Source organism: Actinacidiphila sp. bgisy167, assembly GCF_057707665.1.
Genome location: NZ_JBYIQP010000021.1, coordinates 57,117 through 78,536, shown reverse-complemented (window position 1 = coordinate 78,536; position 21,420 = coordinate 57,117). Strand labels below are relative to the sequence as shown.

At 70.4% G+C, this 21,420-nt stretch carries 18 protein-coding genes and 2 pseudogenes; 14 read left to right on the top strand and 6 right to left on the bottom strand.

Going from position 1 to position 21,420, the window contains the following annotated elements; translation table 11 throughout:
• Window positions 1-176 precede the first annotated feature (176 nt).
• The 4 genes and pseudogenes from AC3ET4_RS11340 to AC3ET4_RS11325 all read left to right on the top strand — a co-directional run bounded on the left by AC3ET4_RS11340 (window position 177) and on the right by AC3ET4_RS11325 (window position 2,481).
• Window positions 177-458 carry a hypothetical protein gene (locus AC3ET4_RS11340; RefSeq protein WP_431948565.1) on the top strand — a complete coding sequence of 94 codons (282 nt, stop codon included), beginning with the start codon at window positions 177-179 and terminating at the stop codon, window positions 456-458.
• 239 nt (window positions 459-697) lie between these two features.
• Window positions 698-1,441 (top strand): SDR family oxidoreductase, encoded by a 744-nt coding sequence (locus AC3ET4_RS11335; protein WP_431948564.1) that lies wholly within the window; start codon window positions 698-700, stop codon window positions 1,439-1,441.
• Between the two features lie 101 nt (window positions 1,442-1,542).
• Window positions 1,543-2,091: pseudogene (locus AC3ET4_RS11330) on the top strand (SDR family NAD(P)-dependent oxidoreductase); the annotation flags it as partial.
• Between the two features lie 66 nt (window positions 2,092-2,157).
• Window positions 2,158-2,481 (top strand): nuclear transport factor 2 family protein, encoded by a 324-nt coding sequence (locus tag AC3ET4_RS11325; RefSeq protein ID WP_431948563.1) that lies wholly within the window; start codon window positions 2,158-2,160, stop codon window positions 2,479-2,481.
• A 152-nt stretch (window positions 2,482-2,633) separates the two neighbouring features.
• Here AC3ET4_RS11325 and AC3ET4_RS11320 read toward each other — a convergent pair whose 3' ends face one another.
• The 3 genes from AC3ET4_RS11320 to AC3ET4_RS11310 all read right to left on the bottom strand — a co-directional run bounded on the left by AC3ET4_RS11320 (window position 2,634) and on the right by AC3ET4_RS11310 (window position 5,238).
• On the bottom strand, window positions 2,634-3,338 hold the full coding sequence (locus AC3ET4_RS11320; RefSeq protein WP_431948562.1) for a TetR/AcrR family transcriptional regulator: 705 nt from the start codon (window positions 3,336-3,338) through the stop codon (window positions 2,634-2,636).
• A 274-nt stretch (window positions 3,339-3,612) separates the two neighbouring features.
• The gene (locus AC3ET4_RS11315) at window positions 3,613-4,755 is read right to left on the bottom strand and encodes an alpha/beta hydrolase (RefSeq protein ID WP_431948561.1); all 1,143 of its coding nucleotides are present in this window, start codon (window positions 4,753-4,755) and stop codon (window positions 3,613-3,615) included.
• 138 nt (window positions 4,756-4,893) lie between these two features.
• A complete protein-coding gene (locus AC3ET4_RS11310) occupies window positions 4,894-5,238 on the bottom strand; it encodes a tetratricopeptide repeat protein (protein ID WP_431948560.1) in 345 nt (114 codons plus the stop codon).
• A 353-nt stretch (window positions 5,239-5,591) separates the two neighbouring features.
• On the opposite strand from AC3ET4_RS11310, the gene AC3ET4_RS11305 reads away from it, so the two are divergent.
• Window positions 5,592-6,059 carry a hypothetical protein gene (locus AC3ET4_RS11305; RefSeq protein WP_431948559.1) on the top strand — a complete coding sequence of 156 codons (468 nt, stop codon included), beginning with the start codon at window positions 5,592-5,594 and terminating at the stop codon, window positions 6,057-6,059.
• Between the two features lie 416 nt (window positions 6,060-6,475).
• Here the strand turns inward: AC3ET4_RS11305 and AC3ET4_RS11300 are convergent, their stop codons facing one another.
• The gene (locus tag AC3ET4_RS11300; RefSeq protein WP_431948558.1) at window positions 6,476-6,766 is read right to left on the bottom strand and encodes a hypothetical protein; all 291 of its coding nucleotides are present in this window, start codon (window positions 6,764-6,766) and stop codon (window positions 6,476-6,478) included.
• 770 nt (window positions 6,767-7,536) lie between these two features.
• On the opposite strand from AC3ET4_RS11300, the gene AC3ET4_RS11295 reads away from it, so the two are divergent.
• The 5 genes from AC3ET4_RS11295 (at window position 7,537) to AC3ET4_RS11275 (ending at window position 14,012) form a co-directional block, all read left to right on the top strand.
• The gene (locus AC3ET4_RS11295) at window positions 7,537-8,778 is read left to right on the top strand and encodes an ABC transporter substrate-binding protein (RefSeq protein ID WP_431948557.1); all 1,242 of its coding nucleotides are present in this window, start codon (window positions 7,537-7,539) and stop codon (window positions 8,776-8,778) included.
• Window positions 8,775-9,677, top strand: coding sequence for a carbohydrate ABC transporter permease (locus AC3ET4_RS11290; protein ID WP_431948556.1), 903 nt, complete (start codon window positions 8,775-8,777; stop codon window positions 9,675-9,677). The genes AC3ET4_RS11295 and AC3ET4_RS11290 overlap by 4 nt, the downstream gene beginning before the upstream one ends.
• A 32-nt stretch (window positions 9,678-9,709) precedes the next feature.
• Entirely contained in the window at window positions 9,710-10,495 is a 786-nt protein-coding gene (locus AC3ET4_RS11285; protein WP_431948576.1) for a carbohydrate ABC transporter permease, read from the top strand.
• Window positions 10,496-10,664: 169 nt separating this feature from the next.
• Window positions 10,665-12,941: an alpha-xylosidase gene (yicI, locus tag AC3ET4_RS11280; RefSeq protein ID WP_431948555.1), complete on the top strand. Its 2,277-nt coding sequence runs from the start codon at window positions 10,665-10,667 to the stop codon at window positions 12,939-12,941.
• A 51-nt stretch (window positions 12,942-12,992) separates the two neighbouring features.
• Entirely contained in the window at window positions 12,993-14,012 is a 1,020-nt protein-coding gene (locus AC3ET4_RS11275; RefSeq protein ID WP_431948554.1) for a LacI family DNA-binding transcriptional regulator, read from the top strand.
• A gap of 48 nt (window positions 14,013-14,060) precedes the next feature.
• On the opposite strand, the gene AC3ET4_RS11270 is transcribed toward AC3ET4_RS11275, so the two are convergent.
• Window positions 14,061-14,585, bottom strand: a complete 525-nt coding sequence (locus AC3ET4_RS11270) for a PadR family transcriptional regulator (protein WP_431948553.1) — start codon at window positions 14,583-14,585, stop codon at window positions 14,061-14,063.
• 104 nt (window positions 14,586-14,689) lie between these two features.
• Here AC3ET4_RS11270 and AC3ET4_RS11265 point away from each other — a divergent pair, with 104 nt between their 5' ends.
• From AC3ET4_RS11265 to tpg, 3 genes are all read left to right on the top strand, one after another.
• Window positions 14,690-15,523: a polysaccharide deacetylase family protein gene (locus tag AC3ET4_RS11265; protein ID WP_431948552.1), complete on the top strand. Its 834-nt coding sequence runs from the start codon at window positions 14,690-14,692 to the stop codon at window positions 15,521-15,523.
• A 948-nt stretch (window positions 15,524-16,471) separates the two neighbouring features.
• A complete protein-coding gene (gene tap / locus AC3ET4_RS11260; protein WP_431948551.1) occupies window positions 16,472-18,541 on the top strand; it encodes a telomere-associated protein Tap in 2,070 nt (689 codons plus the stop codon).
• 9 nt (window positions 18,542-18,550) lie between these two features.
• Entirely contained in the window at window positions 18,551-19,105 is a 555-nt protein-coding gene (gene tpg, locus AC3ET4_RS11255) for a telomere-protecting terminal protein Tpg (protein ID WP_431948550.1), read from the top strand.
• A gap of 231 nt (window positions 19,106-19,336) precedes the next feature.
• Here tpg and AC3ET4_RS11250 read toward each other — a convergent pair whose 3' ends face one another.
• On the bottom strand, window positions 19,337-20,185 hold the full coding sequence (locus AC3ET4_RS11250; RefSeq protein WP_431948549.1) for a LysR family transcriptional regulator: 849 nt from the start codon (window positions 20,183-20,185) through the stop codon (window positions 19,337-19,339).
• Between the two features lie 104 nt (window positions 20,186-20,289).
• On the opposite strand from AC3ET4_RS11250, the pseudogene AC3ET4_RS11245 reads away from it, so the two are divergent.
• Window positions 20,290-21,038 (top strand): annotated as a pseudogene (locus AC3ET4_RS11245) (SDR family oxidoreductase).
• Window positions 21,039-21,420 lie beyond the last annotated feature (382 nt).

Here is a 21,420-nt window from a genome sequence, read left to right as displayed (position 1 = left end):
AGGACCTTGAGGGTCGACGCCGTCGCCGGAGTCCACCGTTCGCCGTAATTGACGCGCCGTTGCGTGACACAGCGTAACGACCGCCCGTCGTGCGGCGCGGATGTCCTCGACGCAGGCTCTTCATGTCGGAACCCTGCGGGCACCGCCACGGTGCCCGTCGAGACAGGAGAGTCAGTATGCGTGTTTCCCGTTGTGCGGCCGCTCTCGGCGTGGCCTCTGTCGTACTGCTGGGTGGTGCCACCGCTGCCGGTGCCGCGGCCCCGGACCTCGTCCGCGGGCACGGAACCCACGTCACGGGCGACCACGGTCGCGGCTACGACCGCGGCCACGGCGGCCACGGTCGCCACCGTGACTTCAACCGTTTCGACCGCGGCTTCTTCGGCTCCTACTTCTTCGGCTCCTACTTCTTCGGCCCCTACCTCTTCGACCCCTTCTTCTTCGGCGGTCGCTTCCGCTGACCTCCATCCGGCCTGAACGTCGAAGGCGCGACGGCCGTCGGTTCCCGGGCCGCCACCCCGTACGGGGTGGCGGCCTCGGCGCGCAGGGGGCCCGCGCCGCGGGTCGCCCCCTGCCCTGTTATCGACGCTAACGAGTTTCCGCTATCGTCGCTTGCGCTTTCGACGCTAACGTGGCAGTGTTATCGGTGGAAGCGGGGAGACGGAAGGAGTCGCCCCCATAGCTCGATCAGGAGACTGCCATGACCGAGACCAAAACCGCCCGCCGCGTCGCGCTCGTCACGGGCGGTTCCCGCGGCATCGGCCGGGAAGTCGCCCTTCGTCTGGCATCCGACGGCCAGGCGGTCGTCATCGCCTACGCCGGCAACCAGGCTGACGCCGACGCGACGGTCGCGCAGATCGCCGCCGCCGGAGGTTCCGCCCTCGCGGTACGGGCCGACGTCGCGGACGAGGAGGCGGTCCGGGCGCTCTTCGACGCAGCGGAGCGGGAGTTCGGCGGGGTGGACGTGGTGGTCAACTCGGCCGGACTCATGATCCTGAACACCGTGGCGGACTTCGACCTCGACGCCCTGGACCGCATGCACCGCACCAACATCCGCGGCACCTTCGTCGTCAACCAGCAAGCGGCCCGCAGGCTCCGCGACGGTGGCGCGGTGATCAACGTGTCCACGTCCCAGACGCGGATCGCCACACCGACCTACGCCGCGTACGCGGCGTCCAAGGGTGCGGTAGAGGCGATCAGCCTGATTCTGGCCCGCGAGCTGCGCGGCCGCGACATCACGGTGAACGCCGTCGCGCCCGGCCCGGTCGCCACTGACCTGTTCCTGAAGGGCAAGGACGAGGCGACGATCGAGCGGTTCGCGAAGATGAACCCCCTCGAGCGTCTCGGGTCCCCCGAGGACGTCGCCACGATCGTCTCCTTCCTGGCAGGCCCCGGTCGCTGGATCAACGGCCAGACGATCTACGCCAACGGCGGAGCGGCCTGACCTCGAGCCGCCCTCATCCTGGCTCAGCCCGGCCCGGCCGGCACGCCCGTCGCCGGATGCCCGGTCGGCTCGGCGCATGCCCGCAACCCGCACCCGAGCAGGTGGGCACCCAGCGGGTGAACCGCGCCGCCCTGCCGCACCTGCGGGCCCAGGGGCACGGTCTGCTGCTCTGGGTCGGCTCCAGCAGCACGCGCGGGGGGACCCCGCCCTACCTGGCCCCGTACTTCGCGGCGAAGGCGGCCATGGACGCCCTCGCCGTCAGCTACGCTGCGGAACTCGCCCGCTTCGGCATCGACACCTCGATCGTCGTCCCCGGTGTCTTCACCTCCGGCACCAATCACTTCGCCAACGCGGGTCATCCCGCCGACGCTGACACCGTCGCGGCATACCAGAGCCGCTACGAGGGCTTGATCGAGCAGGTCGGCCGCGCCCTGGCGGCCGTCACCCCGGAGGACGCCGACGTCGTAGAGGTGGCACGAGAGATCGTCCGCGTCGTCGGACTCCCCGCCGGCAAGCGGCCCTTCCGTACCCACATCGACCCCGCCGACGACGGCTCGGGGGTCGTCTCCGCGGTCGCCGACCGGATTCGCGCGGAGTTCTACCGCCGGATCGGCCTGGAAGATCTGCTGTCCCCCCGTGCCGGGGCCTGATGCCCCGAGGCACCTCGTCCCGCGGGGATCCGGTGCACGCTCATCGACATCGACAAGGAGACCACCATGACCACCACGCCGGACCTTTCCGGGCTTCCCGAACCAGTCAGGCGCGCTGTGGAGGCGGCGAACGCTCATGACACCGCGGGCTTTCTCGACCTGTTCACCGAGGACGGCGCGGTGGACGACTGGGGGCGCCGCTTCGTGGGCCGTGAAGCCCTCGAGACATGGAGCGACCGCGAGTTCATCGGCGTCAAGGTCTCCCTGCGGATCACGGCGGTGAGCCGCAGTGGGAGCCAGGTGATCGTCTCCGCCCAGGTCGGTGGCAATGGTTTCAACGGCCCCTCGGACTGTTCGCCTTCACGGTCGAAGGGGACAGGATCGCCCTGATGCGGATCACCGGCTGACCGGCCGGTGGTGGGAACAGCGAGGAGGGCCGGTGGAAGCGCCACAGGAAGGTCGATCACGAGTCATCGCGGCGCGTGCACCGCGGCAGCCGTGAGGCCGCCGCGGCGCACGCCGCAGCCCGGCACGCGCACGGCTCAGGCGGACTGGGTGATGCGGTCCAGCAGCTCGGTCAGCAGGATGCGTTCCCCGGGGGTGAGGATCTCCTCGATCTCGGGGAGCACGGCCTTGAAGGCGACGGTACGGGCGATCGCCCGGCGCTCTTCAGCAGGGGACTCTCCGGGCTCCGCCGTGGTGATGGCAGCGAGTAGGGCCTCGCGCGTCCGCGGCGACAGGTCCGCGTCGCGGGCCTCGGGCGGCATGGCGTTCAGCGTCAGGACCACCCCGCAGCCGGCAGCGTGGATCATGAGCATGGCGCGTTCGACGCCGACCTTCAGTCGGCCCGCCTCGGCGACCCGGCTCACCAGGCCGCGCAGGACGTTGAAGGACTCCTTCACGGCCTCCGGCTCCGCCCCGGGCCTGGGCTGGGCGAACATCAGCTGGTAGATCTCCGGGTGGGCCACCCCGAACTCGATGTGCAGGTCCCAACCCCAGCGCAGGTCCTCGATGGGATCGGCGGCCCGGGCCCGGTCGGTCTTGCGGTGCAGGTAGTCTGCGAAGCCCTCCGCCGCGACGGCGTCGAGCAGGCCCTGCATGTCGCCGAACTGCCGGTAGATGGTCGGCGGCTGAACGGCCGCCGCCCTGCTGACCGACCGAGTGGAGACCGCGTCCCGGCCGCCCTCGGCGAGCAGGGCAGCGGCGGCGGACATGATCCGCTCCCTGGTGGTCGCCCTCTCGTCCATGAATCAACGATAACAAGAACTTGTTACCAAAGGAACCACTCTCCGTCGATGGGGCGCAAAAGGGCGGCCCTCGGGTGCCCGCCCCTTCCACGCCCCGTGTCGTGCCGGGGCTTGGAGGTCGCGTGGACAGGGCGGGGCGGCGTCGCGGGTCGACGGCTCTCGCCCGGCGGCGTTCTCGTCGGTCGCCGCAGCTGCGCTGCGGCTGCCTTCCCCGCCTTGTCGGGCTCGGCCCTCGACCCGCTCTTTACCCCACCGCGCCTCTCGGCGCGACGTCTTACTTGCCGGGGTCGGCAGCCCCGTGCAGCGCCTCGCGGAGCGCCGCGGTCACCTCGGCCACCGCCTTCTTGTTGGACTCCGTCTCGCGCAGGGCGTTGAGCATCATGAAGTCGTGTGTGATCTTCGGGTAGTGCGTCAGCTGAACGGGCACTCCGGCCTCGCGCAGCTTCTGCGCGTACGCCGTGCCCTCGGAGTACAGCACGTCCGAGTCCGTGATCATCAGCGCCGACGGCAGGCCGCGGAGATCGCTGACCGGGGCGCGCAGCGGGGACGCCAGCGGGTTCTGCCGGTCCTTCAGGTCCGGTGCGTAGGCGTCCCAGAACCACTTCATCGCGGGCTTGGTCAGCCAGCAGTTCTCCGCGAAGCGGTGATACGAGGCCGTGTCGAAGTTCGCGTCCGTGACCGGGTACAGCATCACCTGACGGCGGAAGTCGGGTCCGCCGCGCTGTTCGGCCATCATCGCCACGGCAGCCGTCATGTTGCCGCCGACCGAGTCGCCGGCGACGGCCAGGCGCGAGGGGTCGACCCCGATCTCGCCGCCGTTGGCGGCGACCCACTTGGCCACGGCGTACGCCTGCTCGATCGCCACGGGGAACCGGGCCTCGGGGGAGGGGGTGTAGTCGACGAAGACCACCGCCGCCTGCGCGCCGTTGGCCAGCTCGCGTACCAGGCGCTCATGTGTCGAGAAGTTGCCGAGTACCCAGCCGCCGCCGTGGATGTAGACGATCCCGGGCAGGTCCCCCTCGGCGCCTTCGGGCCGTACGACGTGCACCGACACCGGGCCGGTCGGTCCTCCGGGCACCGTCCGCCGGCTGATCTGCGCCGGCAGCATGTCCACCGGTCCCGCCTGCAACGTGTCCAGCACTTCTCGGGCAGCCGGGTAGGAGAGCGAGTACAGCGGCGGGCCCCCGGCAGCCGCCAGCTGGTCGAGGAAGGTCTGGGCCTGGGGGTCCAGCTCCACCGGCGGATTGCCGCAGGGCACCTTCGGCGCCGGCGTGTCGGCAGGCACCGCGTGGTCGACGCGCATGGCGTTCGACGTCTTCTCACCGCAGGCGGTGAGGCTCGCGGCGGCGGCGAGCAGGACTGCGACGGCGTAGCGTGCCCTGCGTCGCGCTATGGACCGGACGTGCGGACAGGTCATTGCGGGTCTCCGAACCGTGGTCTGTCATGGGCCCCCACGTGAGCAGCCTGCGGAGGCGACACGGTTCGGACAATTCGGGATGGGCCGGGGGAGTGGCCCGCGGACGCGGCACGCTCCACGGTCTTCCCCGGCCTGGGCTCACACGGCGACGAGGTCCCAAGCCGTCATCGTGTCGGCGAGCCGCAGGTGGGGGGCCGCTTCGGCGAGACGGCCCTGACGCTCGAGCGTGCGGCCGAGAAGGAGGTGGGCATGTGCGTCCTGCGGCTCGGCGCGCAGCAGGTCGCGCAGTTCCGCCTCCGCTCGCGAGAGCTGCGCGGAGAAGTAGTACGACCTGGCCAGCAGCATGCGCACCGCCATGTTGCGGGGCGCGATCTCCACGATCGACGCGAGCGTCCGTGCCGCGGCCGCGTAGCGTTGCCGGTTGAAGAAAAGTACGGCGCGCTTGAACGTCTCCGTGGTCGGACTGCTCATGTCGGTGCCCATGGCGGCATCACCTCGAGGTACGGCGAACTCCTTGACAGGGGCTTCAACCGGAACCAGTGTCGCATTTGTTCCACCGCCGATCCGGATCCGGGAGCTCCCTCTCCGTATCCGACGCAAAGCTGAGCGTGCTCGTCGGGCCCGTCGCGCCCCGGTCGGGTTGCACGCCTCACCCGCTTGGAGGAACGTGACTGCGTGGCTGTGCGGGCGCCCCGGAGGCCCGGCGTTCCCCGCCCCCTCCGTCGTCCCCGCAGCCCAAGCCCCTCAACCCCCGCTTACCGGCACAGCGGCTTCAGGGGCCGCACCCTCGTCCTCGACCGCCACCCCTGCGGCAGCGGCCAGGAAGGCAGGCCGAGATGTCACTCCTCCGTACCCTTGCGCTGACCGTCACCTCCGCCGCGCTGGCGACCGTGGCGGCGGCCGCCCCCGCCTCGGCAGGCGTCAGCGTTCCGGCGGCCCAGGCCTTCGCGCCCGCGGCCGAGCCGACCCAGGCCACGGTCCTGGTCACCTGCTTCGGCCGGGGGCTGGTCATGCCCCCCGACTTCCTGCTGGCCTGCGGGGACGGGAACGACCGGCTGGGCGGCCTGTACTGGTCGCACTGGGGCAGTGACTATGCCGTGGGAACCGGTTACGAGGAGGCCAACGACTGCGATCCCTACTGCGCGGCGGGCCACTTCCACAGCTTCCCGGTCAAGATCAGGCTGTCCGACCCCAAACCCTGGACCGGCGACCCGAAGCTGCGGCACTTCACCAAGCTCACGATCACCTATGTCGACACCGAGCCTTCCTGGCCGCACGACCCGGTCCGCGAACTGTGGGACTGAACAGGCGCCCGACCGCGTGACGGGGCTGAGCACGGCCGCGCGCCCGACCGTGGGGACGATGCTGACCCGTTCATGAGGGCGACGGCCCGCTCCTGAGGAAGGCAGCGAAGGCGCTCATGCCTCATGCCCTGTGCCGTCACACGCCGAAGCGGCCCCCCATGAGGGGCCGCTTCCGCTGCTGCCTGCAATGATCCTTTCCGGCTGCCGTCCAGGCACCCGCGGCTGCCGCCCTCCGCCCGCCGCACAGCAGCCTCGCCGCCGACCGCCACCGCCCGAACCAGGGGCCCGGACGGCCCGGGTCCGCGGAGCCGCCGCCGGGCGGGCCGTCATCAGCGGCACATCAGGCGGCTGAACGGGGAGCCGCTGCCGGGCGGGCCCGTCGCCGGGCGGGCCCGCCGGCCGCCTGTCATAGGACCTCAGCGGAAGAAGGGTCCGTAGAAGCCGGTCCCGTAGAAGCCGGGGTAGAAGCCGTAGTAGCCGCCGTAGCCCCAGCCGCCCCAGCCGTAGCCGTTACCCCAGCCCCAGCCGCCGTGGCCGCCCCAGCCGCCGTGTCCGCCGCCCCAGCCGCCGCCTTGCGGTGCGACGGACTGCGCAGTGACGGGTGCGGTCTGTGGCGTCGCCGCGCTGGCCGCGGTGGCTCCGGCGAAGGCGAGCAGGGGCGCCACCACAGCGGCGGCGGCGATCCTGCGGATGGTAAGCGTGCGCATGACTCCCCCTTCGGGGATCTGGACTTCTTCGGGTCGCGGTCCGCACGGAGCTGACCGCCGTCGCGCGGGAACCTGCGGCATCCCGGCGGATAGGGGTGCGGTCGCAGGGGAGCGACGCACCTTGCGGACGTGGAACGCCGGAACAGATGTCTGTAGTTGAAGACGTCCCTATATGCACGGTAGGCACGTTTTGCACCGCCAGTCAAAGGGATCTGGCAAAAAGTGCGCACCGCTCCTTTGTGCCCTACTCTGACGCTCTTTCGGCCGTCCGCCCCGTAGAGGCTCCGCCGGCCTGACGGGCCCCGAAATCCCTTTGTACGCCGGTTGGTTGAGGATGCATCGAGCTTCCCGCGCGGGCCGGAAACCGCACATCGCAGGGGCTGGTGTGGAAACTGTGACAGAAGAGACGAAATTGCCCATGAGCGCCAAGGGGAACTCCGCGGGAATTCGGAGCGAGTGAGTCCGAATCGTCGCCAAGCGCTTCCGCGCCGATGACGGAAGCGCTGTGTCCCTAGGTCGTCACTGCGGGCATCCGGTGCGGCGTCATGCAGTCGTCGTACCGGCGTGACGCTTCAAAATCCCTGGTCGGCGATTTGTTAACACCATTGACATACTCGCGATCGCTGCATACGGTCCTGCGTCGAAGCGCTTCGACGCGTCGCATCGAAACATTCGATGGACGCCTCACTCGTCCGGCCCAGGTGGAGGTCACTTCAATGTTGAAGGTGCGCAGACCGCTGGCTCTCGCAGCAGCTGCCCTTGCGGGCGCCATGCTCATCACTTCGTGCGCAAGCTCGGACGGCGATGCGCAGGGCGACGGAAAGACGCTCAAGCTGTGGCACTACGAAGCTCCGAACAGTGCCATGGGCATCGCCTGGAACCAGGCGATAGAGGAGTTCAAGAAGAGCCACCCCGGCGTCAAGGTCGCGTTCGAGGCGAAGGGCTTCGAGCAGATCCAGAAGACGGCCTCGATGGTGCTCAACTCGAGCAACGCCCCTGACCTCATGGAGTACAACAAGGGCAACGCCACGGCCGGCCTGCTGGCCAAGCAGGGCCTGCTCACCGACCTCACCCCGCAGGTCACCAAGAACGGCTGGGACAAACTGCTCAGCCCGAGCGTCACCACCACCAGCCGCTACGACGCCAAGGGCGTCATGGGCTCCGGCAACTGGTACGGCGTCCCGAACTTCGGCGAGTACACGATGGTGTACTACAACAAGGACCTCTTCGCGCAGAACGGCGTGAAGGTCCCGACCACGTTCGACGAGTTCGAGCAGGCTCTCGCCGCCTTCAAGGCCAAGGGGATCACCCCGCTCGCCAACGGCGGTGCCGAGTACCCGGCCCACCAGTACCTGTACCAGCTCGCCCTGACCAAGGCCGACCGCAGCTGGGTCGACTCCTTCGAGCTCTACAAGGGCAAGGCGGACTTCCACGACGCCGCCTGGACGTACGCCGCCAACACCCTCTCGGACTGGGTGAAGAGGGGCTACATCGCCAAGACCAGCAGCGGCGCGAAGGCCGAGGACGCCGGTGTCTCCTTCATCAGCGGCAAGTCCCCGATCTTCTTCTCGGGCAGCTGGTGGTACGGCCGCTTCCGTGACGAGAACAAGTTCCAGTGGGGCTCGTTCCTCTTCCCCGGCACCAAGCTGACCCTCGGCTCCGGCGGCAACCTCTGGGTCGTGCCGAAGAACGCCAAGAACAAGCAGCTGGCCTACGACTTCATCGACATCACGATGAAGAAGGGGATCCAGAACACCCTCGGCAACAACGGCGGTGTGCCTGTCGCGGCCGATCCCTCGGCGATCACCGACCCCAGTTCCAAGGAGCTGATCGAGAACTTCAACAAGGTCTCGTCCGAGGACGGCCTCGCCTTCTACCCGGACTGGCCGGTCCCCGGCTTCTACGACGTGCTGGTATCGGCCACCCAGAAGCTGATCACTGGCAGCGCGAGCCCCGACGCGGTCCTCGACGAGCTGCAGAAGGCCTATGACGCGGGTGCGCCCACGTCATGAGCGTCCGACCCCTCCGGCTGCGCAATCCCTACGCGCTGTACCTGATCCCGGGTGTCATCGCCTTCCTGGCCGTCGTGATCGTGCCGTTCGCGATGAACATCTACTTCAGCCTCACCCACTGGCAAGGTGTCGGTTCGCCGACCTGGGCCGGGCTGGAGAACTACCAGGAGTTGATGAAGGACTCGCGGTTCTGGGAGTCCTTCCGGCACAGCGTCGCCATGGTCCTGGCGATGGCGGTGATCCCCACCGCGGTAGGCCTCGTGGTGGCTGCGGCGCTGTTCGACTTTATCGGCAAGCACTTCGGTTCGAAGCTGGCCAGTGTGCTGCGTGCCTGCTTCTACCTCCCCCAGGTCCTGCCCATCACCGTCGCGGGCATCGTCTGGAGCTGGATCCTCGCCCCTGAGAACGGCTCGCTCAACGAGCTGCTGAAGGCGGTCGGCCTGGGTTCGCTCCAGCAGGACTGGCTGGGTGACCCGAAGTTCGCGCTCTACAGCGTGATGGCCGTCATGGTCTGGGTGCAGCTGGGCTTCCCCGTCGTGATCTTCATGGCGGGACTCCAGCGGGTCGACCCCTCGCTCTATGAGGCGGCCGAGCTGGACGGGACGAACTGGTGGCAGCGTTTCTGGCACGTGACGCTGCCTCAGATCCGCCCCGAGATCTACGTGGTGATGCTGTGGTGCACCATCGCCGCCCTGAAGGTCTTCGGCGCGGTCTACGTCCTCACCAAGGGCGGACCCGCCGACGCGACCATCGTTCCGTCCTACTTCTCCTTCTCGACCTTCTTCGAGAAGACCGACGTCGGCTACGGTTCGGCGATCGCGACGGTCCTCACCCTGATCATCCTGGCGCTGACCACGGTCGGCCTGCGCTTCCAGACCCGATCGGAGGACGCACAGTGAAGGCGCTCAAGCGCTACCCGGTGCTGGTGGCGATGAGCCTCGGCGCGGTCTTCATGGTGCTGCCGCTCCTGATCGTGCTCATCAACGCGCTGAAGTCGCCGGCCGACTACTCCGCGCACGGCCCGCTCTCCCTGCCCCAAGGCCTTCATCTGGACGGCCTGAAGGACTTCTGGACGCGGGTCGACTTCGGGCACACGCTGCTGAACTCGGTCGTGATCTCCGGTTCCGTCGCGGTGTTCGGCGTGATCCTCTCGGTGCTCAACGCCTATGCGATCGGCATCGGCAGGATCAAGGGCAAGGCGTACTTCCTCGCCTTCTTCGTGCTGGCCAACGTGCTGCCGCAGGAGGCCCTGGTCTACCCGCTCTACTACCTGTCCAAGCAGGTGGGGCTCTACGACACGAGGCTGAGCCTGATCATCGTCTTCAGCGTCGTGCAGGCGGCCTTCGGCACGTACCTCCTCTCCTCGGTGCTCGGGGCCTTCCCGAAGGAGATCATCGAGGCGGCCAGGATCGACGGCGCCAACAGCTGGCAGATCCTTTGGCGGATGGTGGTCCCGGTCAGCCGGCCCACCCTGGGCGTCCTGCTGGTGTTCTTCTTCATCTGGACCTGGAACGAGTTCCTGCTCCCTCTTGTCATGCTGCCGTCGAACGACAACCAGACCGTTTCGGTGGCGCTCGGCGTGCTGCAGGGACAGCGTCTGATGGACGCGACGATGACCAACGCGGCCGGGCTCCTCGGCGCGCTGCCCGCCATCGTCTTCTTCCTCCTCTTCCAGCGGACCCTGACCCGAGGCATCGCCGTCGGCGCCGTGAAGTGATCCGCGCCCGGACCGCGTCGTCCGAGGCCTGACGGGTGGCGGCCTCCCGCCTCCCGCCCGTGGCTCTGCCTCCGCTCCTCCCCCTCCCGGGGAAGGAGGCAGAGCCACCCCCCTTCGCCCCCACTCGTACCGAGACGCCGGTGGCCGCCCACCGGGAAAGGCATCGACCATGAAGTTCACCAACGGATACTGGCTGCTGCGCGAAGGCGTCACGGCGGCGTATCCGGCCGAGGTCCTCGATGCCGTGCCGGGCCCCGGAACCCTGCGCGTCCACGCCCCCACCCAGCACATCCGGCACCGCGGCGACACGCTCAAGGGCCCGCTCGTCACCGTGGACTGCACCGCGCCGATGCCCGGCGTCATCGGTGTGCGGATCACCCACTTCGAGGGCGGCGTCGAGACCGGGCCGAACTTCGAGCTGCACCACGAGCCGCACGAGCCCGTCGTGACCGTCGACGAGGAGCAGGCCGTCCTCACCTCCGGCGAGCTGAGCGTCCGCTTCCGCCTCGACGGCGAGTGGCGGATGGAGTTCCAGGCCGACGGACGCACCCTCACCAGCAGTGATGTCAAGGCCATGGCGCTGATGGAGACTGCCGAGGGGGAGCACCACATCCGCGAGCAGCTCCGGCTGGCCGTCGGCACCTCCGTCTACGGGCTCGGCGAGCGCTTCGGACCCCTCGTCAAGAACGGCCAGACCGTCGACATCTGGAACGCCGACGGCGGCACGAGCAGCGAGCAGTCCTACAAGAACGTCCCCTTCTATCTGACCGACGCCGGCTACGGCGTCTTCGTCGACGACCCCGGCAAGGTCTCCTTCGAGGTCGCCTCCGAGCAGGTCTCGCGCGTCCAGTTCAGCGCCGAGCGCCAGCAACTGCAGTACTACGTCATCCACGGCCCCACGCCGAAGGAGATCCTGCGCAAGTACACCGCGCTGACCGGTCGTCCCGCCCTGCCGCCCGCCTGGTCGTTCGGGCTGTGGCTGACCACCTCCTTCACCACCTCCTACGACGAGCAGACCGTCACCGGGTTCGTCGAGGGGATGGCCGAGCGCGACCTGCCGCTGTCCGCCTTCCACTTCGACTGCTTCTGGATGCGCGAGTTCAACTGGTGCGACTTCGAGTGGGACCCGCGCGTCTTCCCCGACCCCGAGGGCATGCTGCGCCGGCTGAAGGAGCGCGACCTGCACATCTGCGTGTGGATCAACCCCTACATCGCCCAGCGCTCCCCGCTCTTCGCCGAGGGCAAGGCCGCCGGCTACCTTCTCAAGCGCCCCGACGGCGGAGTCTGGCAGTGGGACCTGTGGCAGCCCGGCATGGCCCTGGTCGACTTCACCAACCCCGACGCCTGCGCCTGGTACGCCTCCAAGCTCGAGGCCCTGCTCGACATGGGCGTCGACTGCTTCAAGACCGACTTCGGCGAGCGTGTCCCCACCGACGTCGCCTGGTTCGACGGCTCCGACCCGGAGCGGATGCACAACTACTACACGCAGCTCTACAACAAGACGGTCTTCGACGTGCTGCGCAAGCACCGCGGAGAGGGCGAGGCGGTGCTCTTCGCCCGCTCCGCCACGGCCGGCGGCCAGCAGTTCCCCGTGCACTGGGGCGGCGACTGCGAGTCCACGTACGAGTCGATGGCCGAGTCCCTGCGCGGCGGCCTGTCCCTCGGCCTGTCCGGCTTCGGCTACTGGAGCCATGACATCGGCGGCTTCGAGGGCCTGCCCGACGCCGGCCTGTTCAAGCGCTGGATCGCCTTCGGGATGCTCTCCTCGCACAGCCGGCTGCACGGCTCCTCCTCCTACCGCGTGCCGTGGCTCTTCGACGAGGAGGCCGTGGACGTCCTGCGCCACTTCACCAAGCTCAAGCTCGGCCTCATGCCCTACCTCTACGCCACCGCGCACGAGGCGCACACCGAGGGCGTCCCGATGATGCGCGCCATGGTGCTGGAGTTCCCGGACGACCCGGGCTGCGCCTCGCTGGAGCGCCAGTACATGCTCGGCGGGGACCTGCTCGTCGCGCCGGTGTTCTCCGAGGACGGCGAGGTGTCGTACTACGTGCCCGAGGGCACCTGGACGCACTTCACGACCGGCGAGAAGGTCACCGGCCCGCGCTGGGTGCGCGAGACCCACGACTACCTCAGCGTCCCGCTGCTGGCCCGGCCCGGCTCCGTGATCCCGGTCGGCTCGGTCGACGACCGCCCCGACTACGTGTGGGCCGACGACGTGACCGTCCGGGTGTTCGAGCCGGCCGACGGCTCCCGCACCACCGTGCGGATCCCCCGCGAGGACGGCACGGCCGCGGCCGAGATCACCGTCGTGCGCGAGGGCTCCACGCTGCGGGCCGAGACCTCCGACGCGTCCCTGCCGTGGGGCGTCGAGGTCGCCGGCGGTCCCTCCGCGCGTGCCGCCGCCGGTACCGGCGTCCTCACTCTGGAGCTCGCCGGCTCCTGAGGACGGCACGGCACAGAACAAGGCGGTGCGCAAGGACGGGAACGGAACCGCATGGTCAAGATCACTGACGTCGCGCGGCACGCCAACGTGTCGCCGAGCACCGTCAGCTACGCCCTCAGCGGCAAGCGGCCGATCTCCCCGGAGACCCGGCGGCGCATCGAGGCCAGCATCCGTGAACTGGGCTACCGGCCGCACGCCGGAGCCCGGTCCCTGGCCAGCAGCAGGTCACGGGTGATCGGCCTGGTGCTGCCCCTCCGCAAGGGCGTCCATGTGCCGGTGGTGATGCAGTTCGTCACCTCCGTGCTGACCGCCGCCCGGGAAGACGACCACGATGTCCTCCTCCTCACGCAGGACGAGGGGGAGGAGGGCATCACCCGGGTCGCCCAGAGCGCGATGGCGGACGCCTTCATCGTCATGGACGTCGAGATGGACGACCGGCGGCTGCCGCTGCTGCGCGCTTTGGAGCGGCCGTCCGTACTGATCGGCTTCCCCTCCGACCCGGCCGGGCTGACCTGCGTCGACCTGGACTTCGCCGGCGCGGGTGCGGCGTGTGCCGAACATCTCGCCTCGCTCGGCCACCGCACCGTGGCCCTCGTCGGCTCACCGCCGGAGGTCTACGTCCGGGGCACGGGCTTCGCCCGCCGGGTCGCCGCGGGGTTCACGGCCGCCGCCGACCGTCTCGGCCTGCGTTCGTCCGTCCACCCCTGCCAGCAGACCCCGTCCGCCGCACAGGCGTTGGCCGAGCGGCTTCTCCACGAGCAGCCGGGGCTGTCCGGGATCGTCGTCCACAACGAGCCGATCACCCAGCCCCTGATCTCCGCCTTCCAGGCCATGGGCCTACGCGTTCCGGAGGACCTGTCGGTGGCCGCGATCTGCCCCGACGAGACCGCCGAGCAGGCACCCGTGCCGATCACGTCGGTCGCCATCCCCTCCGCCGAGATCGGCACCCGTGCGGTCGAACTCCTGCTGGCCAAGCTCGCCGGCCGGATCGACGTACCGGAGACCACCCAGCTCTCCGCGCGGCTGACCCGCCGGGCCACCACCGCCCCGCCGCCGACCGCGGCCGACTGATCGGTCCCGCCTCCCGCGGGGTCGGCGGTGGACGGGGGTCGGCGGCCGTCAGGTGCTCACCTGCCGGGCGAGCCTGTCGAGGCGCGCCGCGGTCAGCTCCAGCCAGCGCAGGTCGGCCTCGAGATGGAACAGGGCGTGGTCGCAGATCAGCTGGTCGGCCAGATCCCCGTTCCGTTTGCGCTCGGTCAGTTCGCGCATCATCCGCAGGTGCTCGGCGCGCTGCACGTCCAGGAGCGCCGTGGCGTCACGGCGGGTGAGCAGGGCGAGGACGACCTTCGTGTAGAGCGTCGACTGCAGATACGGCTCGGGCTTCTCCGGGGTCGCCAGCCACCGCCCGACGTCGGTGACGCCCGCCTCCGTGATCGCGTAGCGCTTGCGCTCCGGGCCCTCGCCGGGCTCTATGGCGTCGATCTCGACCAGTCCGTTCCTGAGCAGCCGCGACATCGTGGAGTAGACCTGCCCGTAGTGCAGCGGGCGGTCCTGGCCGAATCGCTCGTCGAAGGCGCGCTTGAGGTCGTAGCCGTGGCGCGGGCCGGATTCGAGGAGGCCGAGGAGGGTGTGACCGATGGACATGGGCGCCACTATATGTTTGAGGCATACACGTCAGAATTGAGCGGGTATGCGCGGACAAGGCCCCGGTATGAACGGTGCGTATACCCCCGTGTATCTTCTCGTTCATGCGATTTCGACGTTCCCTGCCCACTCATTCGGCCTCCGCCCCCGCAGGGACCGTCCGCAGAGCCGGATGGGCAGCGGCGCCCGCGGCGCTGCTTGCGCTCGCGCTGGCACTCACCGGCTGCACCCGCGTGCACACCACCTCGCCCAGCACCGTACGGCAGGAGGCCGGCACGACCGGTAAGGGCGCGTTCGGCAGCGTCGACTGCCGCAAGGCCAAGTGCATCGCGCTCACCTTCGACGCGGGGCCCAGCAAGAACACGGCGAAGCTGCTCGACGTCCTGAAGGACAAGCAGGTGCACGCCACTTTCTTCCTGCTCGGGAAGAAGCACGTCGAGCGCTACCCGGACATGGTCAAGCGCATGGCCGCCGAGGGGCACGAAGTGGCCAGCCACACCTGGTCGCACAAGATCCTCCCGGAGATCGATCCCAAGGAGATCCGCGAGGAGCTGCGCCGTCCCGACGACGCCATAGAGCGGATCACCGGTCGTCGTCCCACCCTCGTGCGCCCGCCGCAGGGACGCACCAACGACACCGTCCAGGAGATCGCGCGCGAGATGGGCCTGTCCGAGGTGCTGTGGAGCGTCACCGCCAAGGACTACGAGACCAGCGACTCCGCCCTGATCACCAAGCGCGTCCTGGACCAGGCCGACCGTGACGGCATCATCCTGCTCCATGACGTCGTCCCCGGCCCGACCTCCAAGGGCTACCGCGGCACACTCAAGGCCGTGCCCGACATCATCGACGCGCTCAAGAAGCGCGGCTTCACCTTCGTGACCGTTCCCCAGCTCCTCGCGCCGGGCACCCCGCAGCCGGGCGCCGTCTACCGTCCCTGACCGGATCGGAGCGGATAGGAGCGGAGAGGAGCGGCCGGGCGGAACGTGCGCGGGTGTGCGAGACGATGGACCCGTCCTGCGCCGCCACGCCGCGAGCTTCCCGGAATCGCCCGGGGTGACCGGTCAGCGGCGCCGCCGCAGCCGGGAGATCCACGTGCGCGGCCCCCGTGCCGGGCGTGCGGCCGGGTGAGCCGCCCGGGCCGCGACGGCTCGTCCGGAGCCTCGAAGGGCAGCCCGCGTTCGGCCTGGGCGCGCATCTCCTGATGAGCCTCGTGGGAGGTGACACGGAACGCCTCCTCGCAAAACGCAAGGGCGGCGGCGACCGCGTGCCCGGCGGCACCGCGGAGCCGCAGGACACGGGCCAGCCGGCCCGACGCGCTCATGGCCGAGGCCAGCACGGCCGCGAGGATCAGACAGCCCAGCAGGTCCTCCATGGACGACACGTTAGTGCGGGCCCCTTCTACGAGGCGTCGCTGCGCGGCAGCCGTCTGACGCGGACGATAAAGTGCGGTGGAACTGACGGGGAACGGGCCCGGGGCCGGTGGCGGCAGTGGAGGGAGGGCCGGGGATGCCGGTGATGGACGCGCGACAGGCACAGCGCGGCGGCGCGCGGTCGAGGAGAGCGCGCCCCGTGCCCGGCGCTTCTCGTCTCGGGCGGTCGCGCGGCACGGGGACTTCCTGCCGGTGTTCGTCGACGGCCGGGTCCGCGTCGGTGAATTCGAGGCCGCGGCAGCCGCCCCGATGGCCGCAACGGCGACACGTACGTCTTCGCCCCGGCACCCGCACGGCGCTTGCCCCGGGCACCGGAACGCGGGCTGCCGCCGCCCCCGGGACACGCCCTGGCCCGTATCCTCACGAGGCAGCACCTGCGCGAATTCCTCGACGCGGAACCCCGCCGCCTCCGTCGGATCAGGCCAGGACTGAAGCAGTGAAGGAGCCCGCCGCCGCATGGCCAGCACGTCCGATCCCGTCGACGCCCTCCTCGAGTCGGGGCCGCGGCGGACCCGCCTGCCCGAGCCCGCCGAACGCGCCAGGCTGCGCACGGAGTACGGCCTCACGCAGGCGGAGGTGGCCGCGGCGCTCGACGTGACGCGGACGACGGTGGCGGGGTGGGAGGCCGGGCGCAGCGAGCCGCAGGGAGCCACCCGATCCGCGTACGCCAGACTCCTGGACGGGATCGCCGCCCAGCTCGGGTCCGTGGAACCCACTCGTACCCCGGAACTTGGGCCGGCGCCCGCCGCCCCAGCGTCCACGCCCCCCGCCGCCGCGCCGCCCGCGCCCGCCCCCACCGCCCGGGTGCGCCCGACGACCGCTCCCGCGCGGCGCGGACCGGAGCCCGAACCCACCGCGTCCGACCCGCGTTTCGCCCACGGCCCGCTCGCTGTGCTGGACGGTGACGGCACCGCCTACTGCGCCGACGGCCTCGTGCTGTCGTGCCCCGCGACCGATGTCCCCTCGCTCGTCACCTGGGCGCTCTCCGAGGCGCGACTGGGGGCGCCGCGGCTGCACCGCAACGGCAAGGACTCCGATCCCCTCATCGTCCTGACGGCCCCGGCCGCCGAGCGCCTCGGCCTGCCCACCCGTCTGGAGGACCGGCGGGCATTGCGCCTGCCCGCGGACCACACGGTCGTCCGGCAGATCACCCGCGCCAAGTGGCAGCTCACCCGCCGCGGCTTCGGCCCCTGGGCCCGTGTCTACCGGCCGGCGCAGGACGGCAGGCGCCAGTGCGTGCAACTCGCCGTCCTGCCCTGGGGCGCCCTCGACAGCCGTTCCTGGGGCGACGCCGAACGTCTTCCGCCCCCCGAACTCGCCGAGCTCCTCACGGAGTACGCGCGACGCGTCCTGACCCCGCGAGGGTCCACCGCCGTGACCGGGCTGGAGCTCATGACGGCCCTGCGCCCGCCGACCCGTGCCGTCAGGGACCAGGCGACCGGCGCCTGGGTATCCGCACCGAACCCAGGAGCCCTCACGGAACCCGTGGACCCGGCGCCCCCCGAGGCCCCGGACGAACACCCCGCTGTGGCCTCGCGGTTCGCGCGGGGACACCGCCGCACCCCGGGCGAGGTCCTCGACGAGGAGGCCTTCGACTGGATCCGGGACCCGCAACTGCTCGCCGACGACGAGTGCGGCCGGAGATTCGCGGTCGGAATCGACGTCAACATGGCCTTCGCCGCCGCCGCCAACCGGCTGAACGTCGGACTGGGCGCAGCCGTCCACGTCCGAGCCCCGCAGTTCGACAAGGCGCTGCCCGGCTCCTGGCTCGTCGACCTCTCCCACGTCGACGTCGACCCGCGCCTGCCGAACCCCTTCACCCCTGACGGCGCCCGCCCCGAGGGCCCCGCCTGGTACGCCACCCCCACCGTGGCCTATGCCGTCGAACTCGGCCATGAGGTGCGCCCGGTCGAGGCGTACGTCCGACCCGAACACGGCGCGTACCTCGACGCCTGGTACGGCCGCCTGCGCGACGCCTATATGACGACCATGGCCGAACTCGGCGTCGTCCCGGGTATGTCCGAGGCCGAGTTCCTGACCGCGATGGAACACCACAAGGCCGCCGACCCGGCACGCGCCGCACTCCTCTCGGCCGTCAAAGCCACGGTCAAGGGCGGCATCGGCAAGCTCCGTGAGCGCCCCCAGGGCGCCGGTTACCGCCCGGGGGAGCGCTGGCCCGCCCTCGACCGCCCCACGTGGCGCCCTGACATCCGCGCCGCGGTCATCGCCACGGCACGCGTCAACATGCACCGCAAGATGGTCCGCTTCGCCGCCGCGGGCCTCTTCCCGGTCGCGGTGCTCTCCGACTGCGCGGTGTACCTCTCCGACGGCCCGAGCCCGCTGGACTTCCTGCCGCGTACGCCGGACGGCAAGCCGCTGCCGGGCGGTTTCCGGCTCGGCGTCTCGCCCGGGATGGTCAAGCACGAGGGCACCCAGCCCCTCCTGTGGGCCGTCGAGCTGCTGGAGGACGGCCACAACCCCGCCCGCCACATCAAGGGCGGCGACGCCGCACTCGACGGAGAATAGGAGAGCCCCGTGGGCACGCTCGGCGACAGCCTCGACAAGGCCGCGGCGAAGACCTTCACGCGGCCCGTGCCCAAGTCGGCACAGGCCCAGATGCGCTTCCTGGTCAAGCAGGAGAAGGGCACCAGGGCGGTCGCCGCGCTGCTGGGCGTCTCACAGCGCACCGTCGAGCGCTACCTGACGGGCCAGATCAGACGCCCGCGGGGGGACCTCGCCGCCCGCCTCGAGGACGAGGTCCGCAGGCGGTGGCAGCCCCGCGTCCGCGAGCGCGCCCGGCGGCGCGCGGCCACGACCGGCGGCATCGTCATCGAGACCCGGGCCCGCTTCGGGTTCACGGCCGCCCCGGGCTCCACGGACGACGCCCGCATCCGCCTCGTGACCCAGGCCCTGCCCCCCGACTACGCGGCCCGCCTCTTCACCGCCCAGTCCGCGGGCGCGGGGGAGGCGCAGCTGCGCGCCATCGCGGCGGAGGGACTGCAGGAGATCTATTTCAGGGACCGGGGCCGCCGCGCCCAGGGCCTCCAGGTCGACTTCACCGACATCGACTACGTGGAGTTCGAGTTCTGAACCACCCCCCAGCGCTCCTCGCGCTGGGGGCTGTTGAGCCGAGGCGTGATAGGTGTCACCAAGGCAAGCTTGTTGTCACTTCGCGTCGGAGCCTGGCTGTGCCAGGGGCGCGGTTCTGGCAACGCCAGTGCAGGCCAGTCACCTCGTACCGCATGATGTGCCGGGAGCTGATGGGAGACCGGACGCTGTCCCCGAAATCCAGCACGACGTCCTGGCGTCCACCGCCGTCGGTCACAGGGCAGTGGCGGCGCGGACCAGACCTGCGACCGCCGTTGAGCGGCTGTGCGGGGGCCACGCGATGACCGTGGTGACGTGGGGGGCGTCGACGACCGGTACGGCGGTGAGGCCCTCGCGCAGGCCGGTGAGGCCCGACTCCGGGACGACCGCGCAGGCGCGGCCGAGGGCGATGAGCTGGGTGAGTTGCGTATGGTCGCGCACCTGCGGTCCGAGGCCGTCCGGGAAGGTGCCGTCAGGGCGCGGCCAGCGGGGCAGGGGCAGGTCGGGAAGGTCGGTGACCTCGGCGAGCCGCACGTGGGGGCGGGTGCTGAGAGGGTGGCCCGCCGGGACGATCGCGACCTGACCCTCGCAGTGCAGGTCCTCGGTGTCGAAGCCGGCCGTGTCGTCGAATGGCCGATGCAGCAGGGCTGCGTCGGCCCGGCCATCGTGCAGCAACCGTGCCTGCTCGCCCGGTCCGCAAAGCACGACGTCCACGGCGACGGCGCCGGGCTCGGCGGCGTAGGCGTCGAGGAGTTTCGCCAGCAGTTCACCGGAGGCGCCCGCCTTCGCGGCCAGGACCACGGTGGGGCGCCCGGTCGCGGCGAGGGCGGCCCGGCGGGTGCGCCGTTCGGCGGCCTCGACGGCGTCCAGCGCAGCCCGCGCCTCCCGCAGCAGCACCGCCCCTGCCCCAGTCAGGGAGACACCCCGACTGCCGCGCTCCAGCAGGAGGGTGCCCAGGCGGCGTTCGAGCCCGCCGATCGCCCGCGACAGCGGGGGTTGGGCAATCCCGAGCCGCCGCGCGGCCCGGCCGAAGTGCAGCTCTTCGGCAACCGCGACGAAGTCCCGCAGCTCACGTGTCTCCACCCCACCAGCTTAACCGGACCGATCAGCAGCGATACCCGGGCGGTATCGCCGTCCACCCAGTCGGTCTTGGACGCCCTGCCCAGCGAGGGAGAAGCATCGATGTCATGAGTGAGACGAACACGAACACTGTGAACCACCACAAGGTCGCGCTGGTGACCGGGGCCAACAAGGGCATTGGGTACGAGATCGCCGCCGGGCTCGGCGCCCTCGGCTGGTCCGTCGGAATCGGCGCGCGGAACGAGGAACGGCGCCAGGCCGCTGTGGATAAGCTGCGCGCGGCCGGAGCCGATGCGTTCGGCGTGCCGCTGGATGTGACCGACGACGCGAGCGTGACAGCGGCGGCTCGGCTGATGGAGGAGCGGGCCGGGCGGCTCGACGCGCTCGTCAACAACGCGGGGATCACCGGGGGCGGGCCGCAGGAGCCCACCACGGTCGACGTGAACCGGGTACGGGCGGCCGTGGAGACCAACGTGATCGGCGTCATCCGCGTCACCAACGCCCTGCTGCCGCTGCTGCGCCGCTCGCCGTCACCGCGGATCGTGAACGTCTCCAGCAGCGTCGGCTCCCTCACACTCCAGACCACGCCCGGCGCCGAGACCGGCCCCATCGCCATCGCTTACGCTCCGTCGAAGACGTTCCTCAACGCCGTCACCGTGCAGTACGCCAAGGAACTGGCCGACACGCACATCCTGATCAACGCCGTCTGTCCCGGCTTCACGGCGACCGACCTCAATGGCTTCCGGGGAGTGCGGACCCCCCAGCAGGGCGCAGTCGCTGCGATCCGGCTGGCCACCGTATCGGTCGACGGCCGACGGGCCGCTTCTTCGACGACGAGGGAGAGGTGCCCTGGTGACGCGTTTCCGGTTCGCGCCGCCCCGGGGAGATGGCGCAAGCGCGGCCTCGCGACCGGAGCCGTCACGCTATGTCGATACGGCCGTCGAGCCCGAGCCGCCGACGGCCGACCAACGAGGTGAGGGACCGAAAGGCACCGAGCGTCTGTGACAAGTAGCCTGCCTTCCAGGTGACGACCAGGCTGCTTCGGCCGGGCCCTTCTGCCAGGCCACTCGGCTCCGCCGGTGACAACTATCGAGCCTCGGCACACTCACTGAGCCGAAGCACGATGGTTGTCACATAGGCAGGCTGGTTGTCACCGATCGACTTGCTCACCGACCACAGCGCTCAACTCGCCAGCTGAAGCGCTCAGTCACAAGGGGCGGCCCGGAGCACGGTGGTTG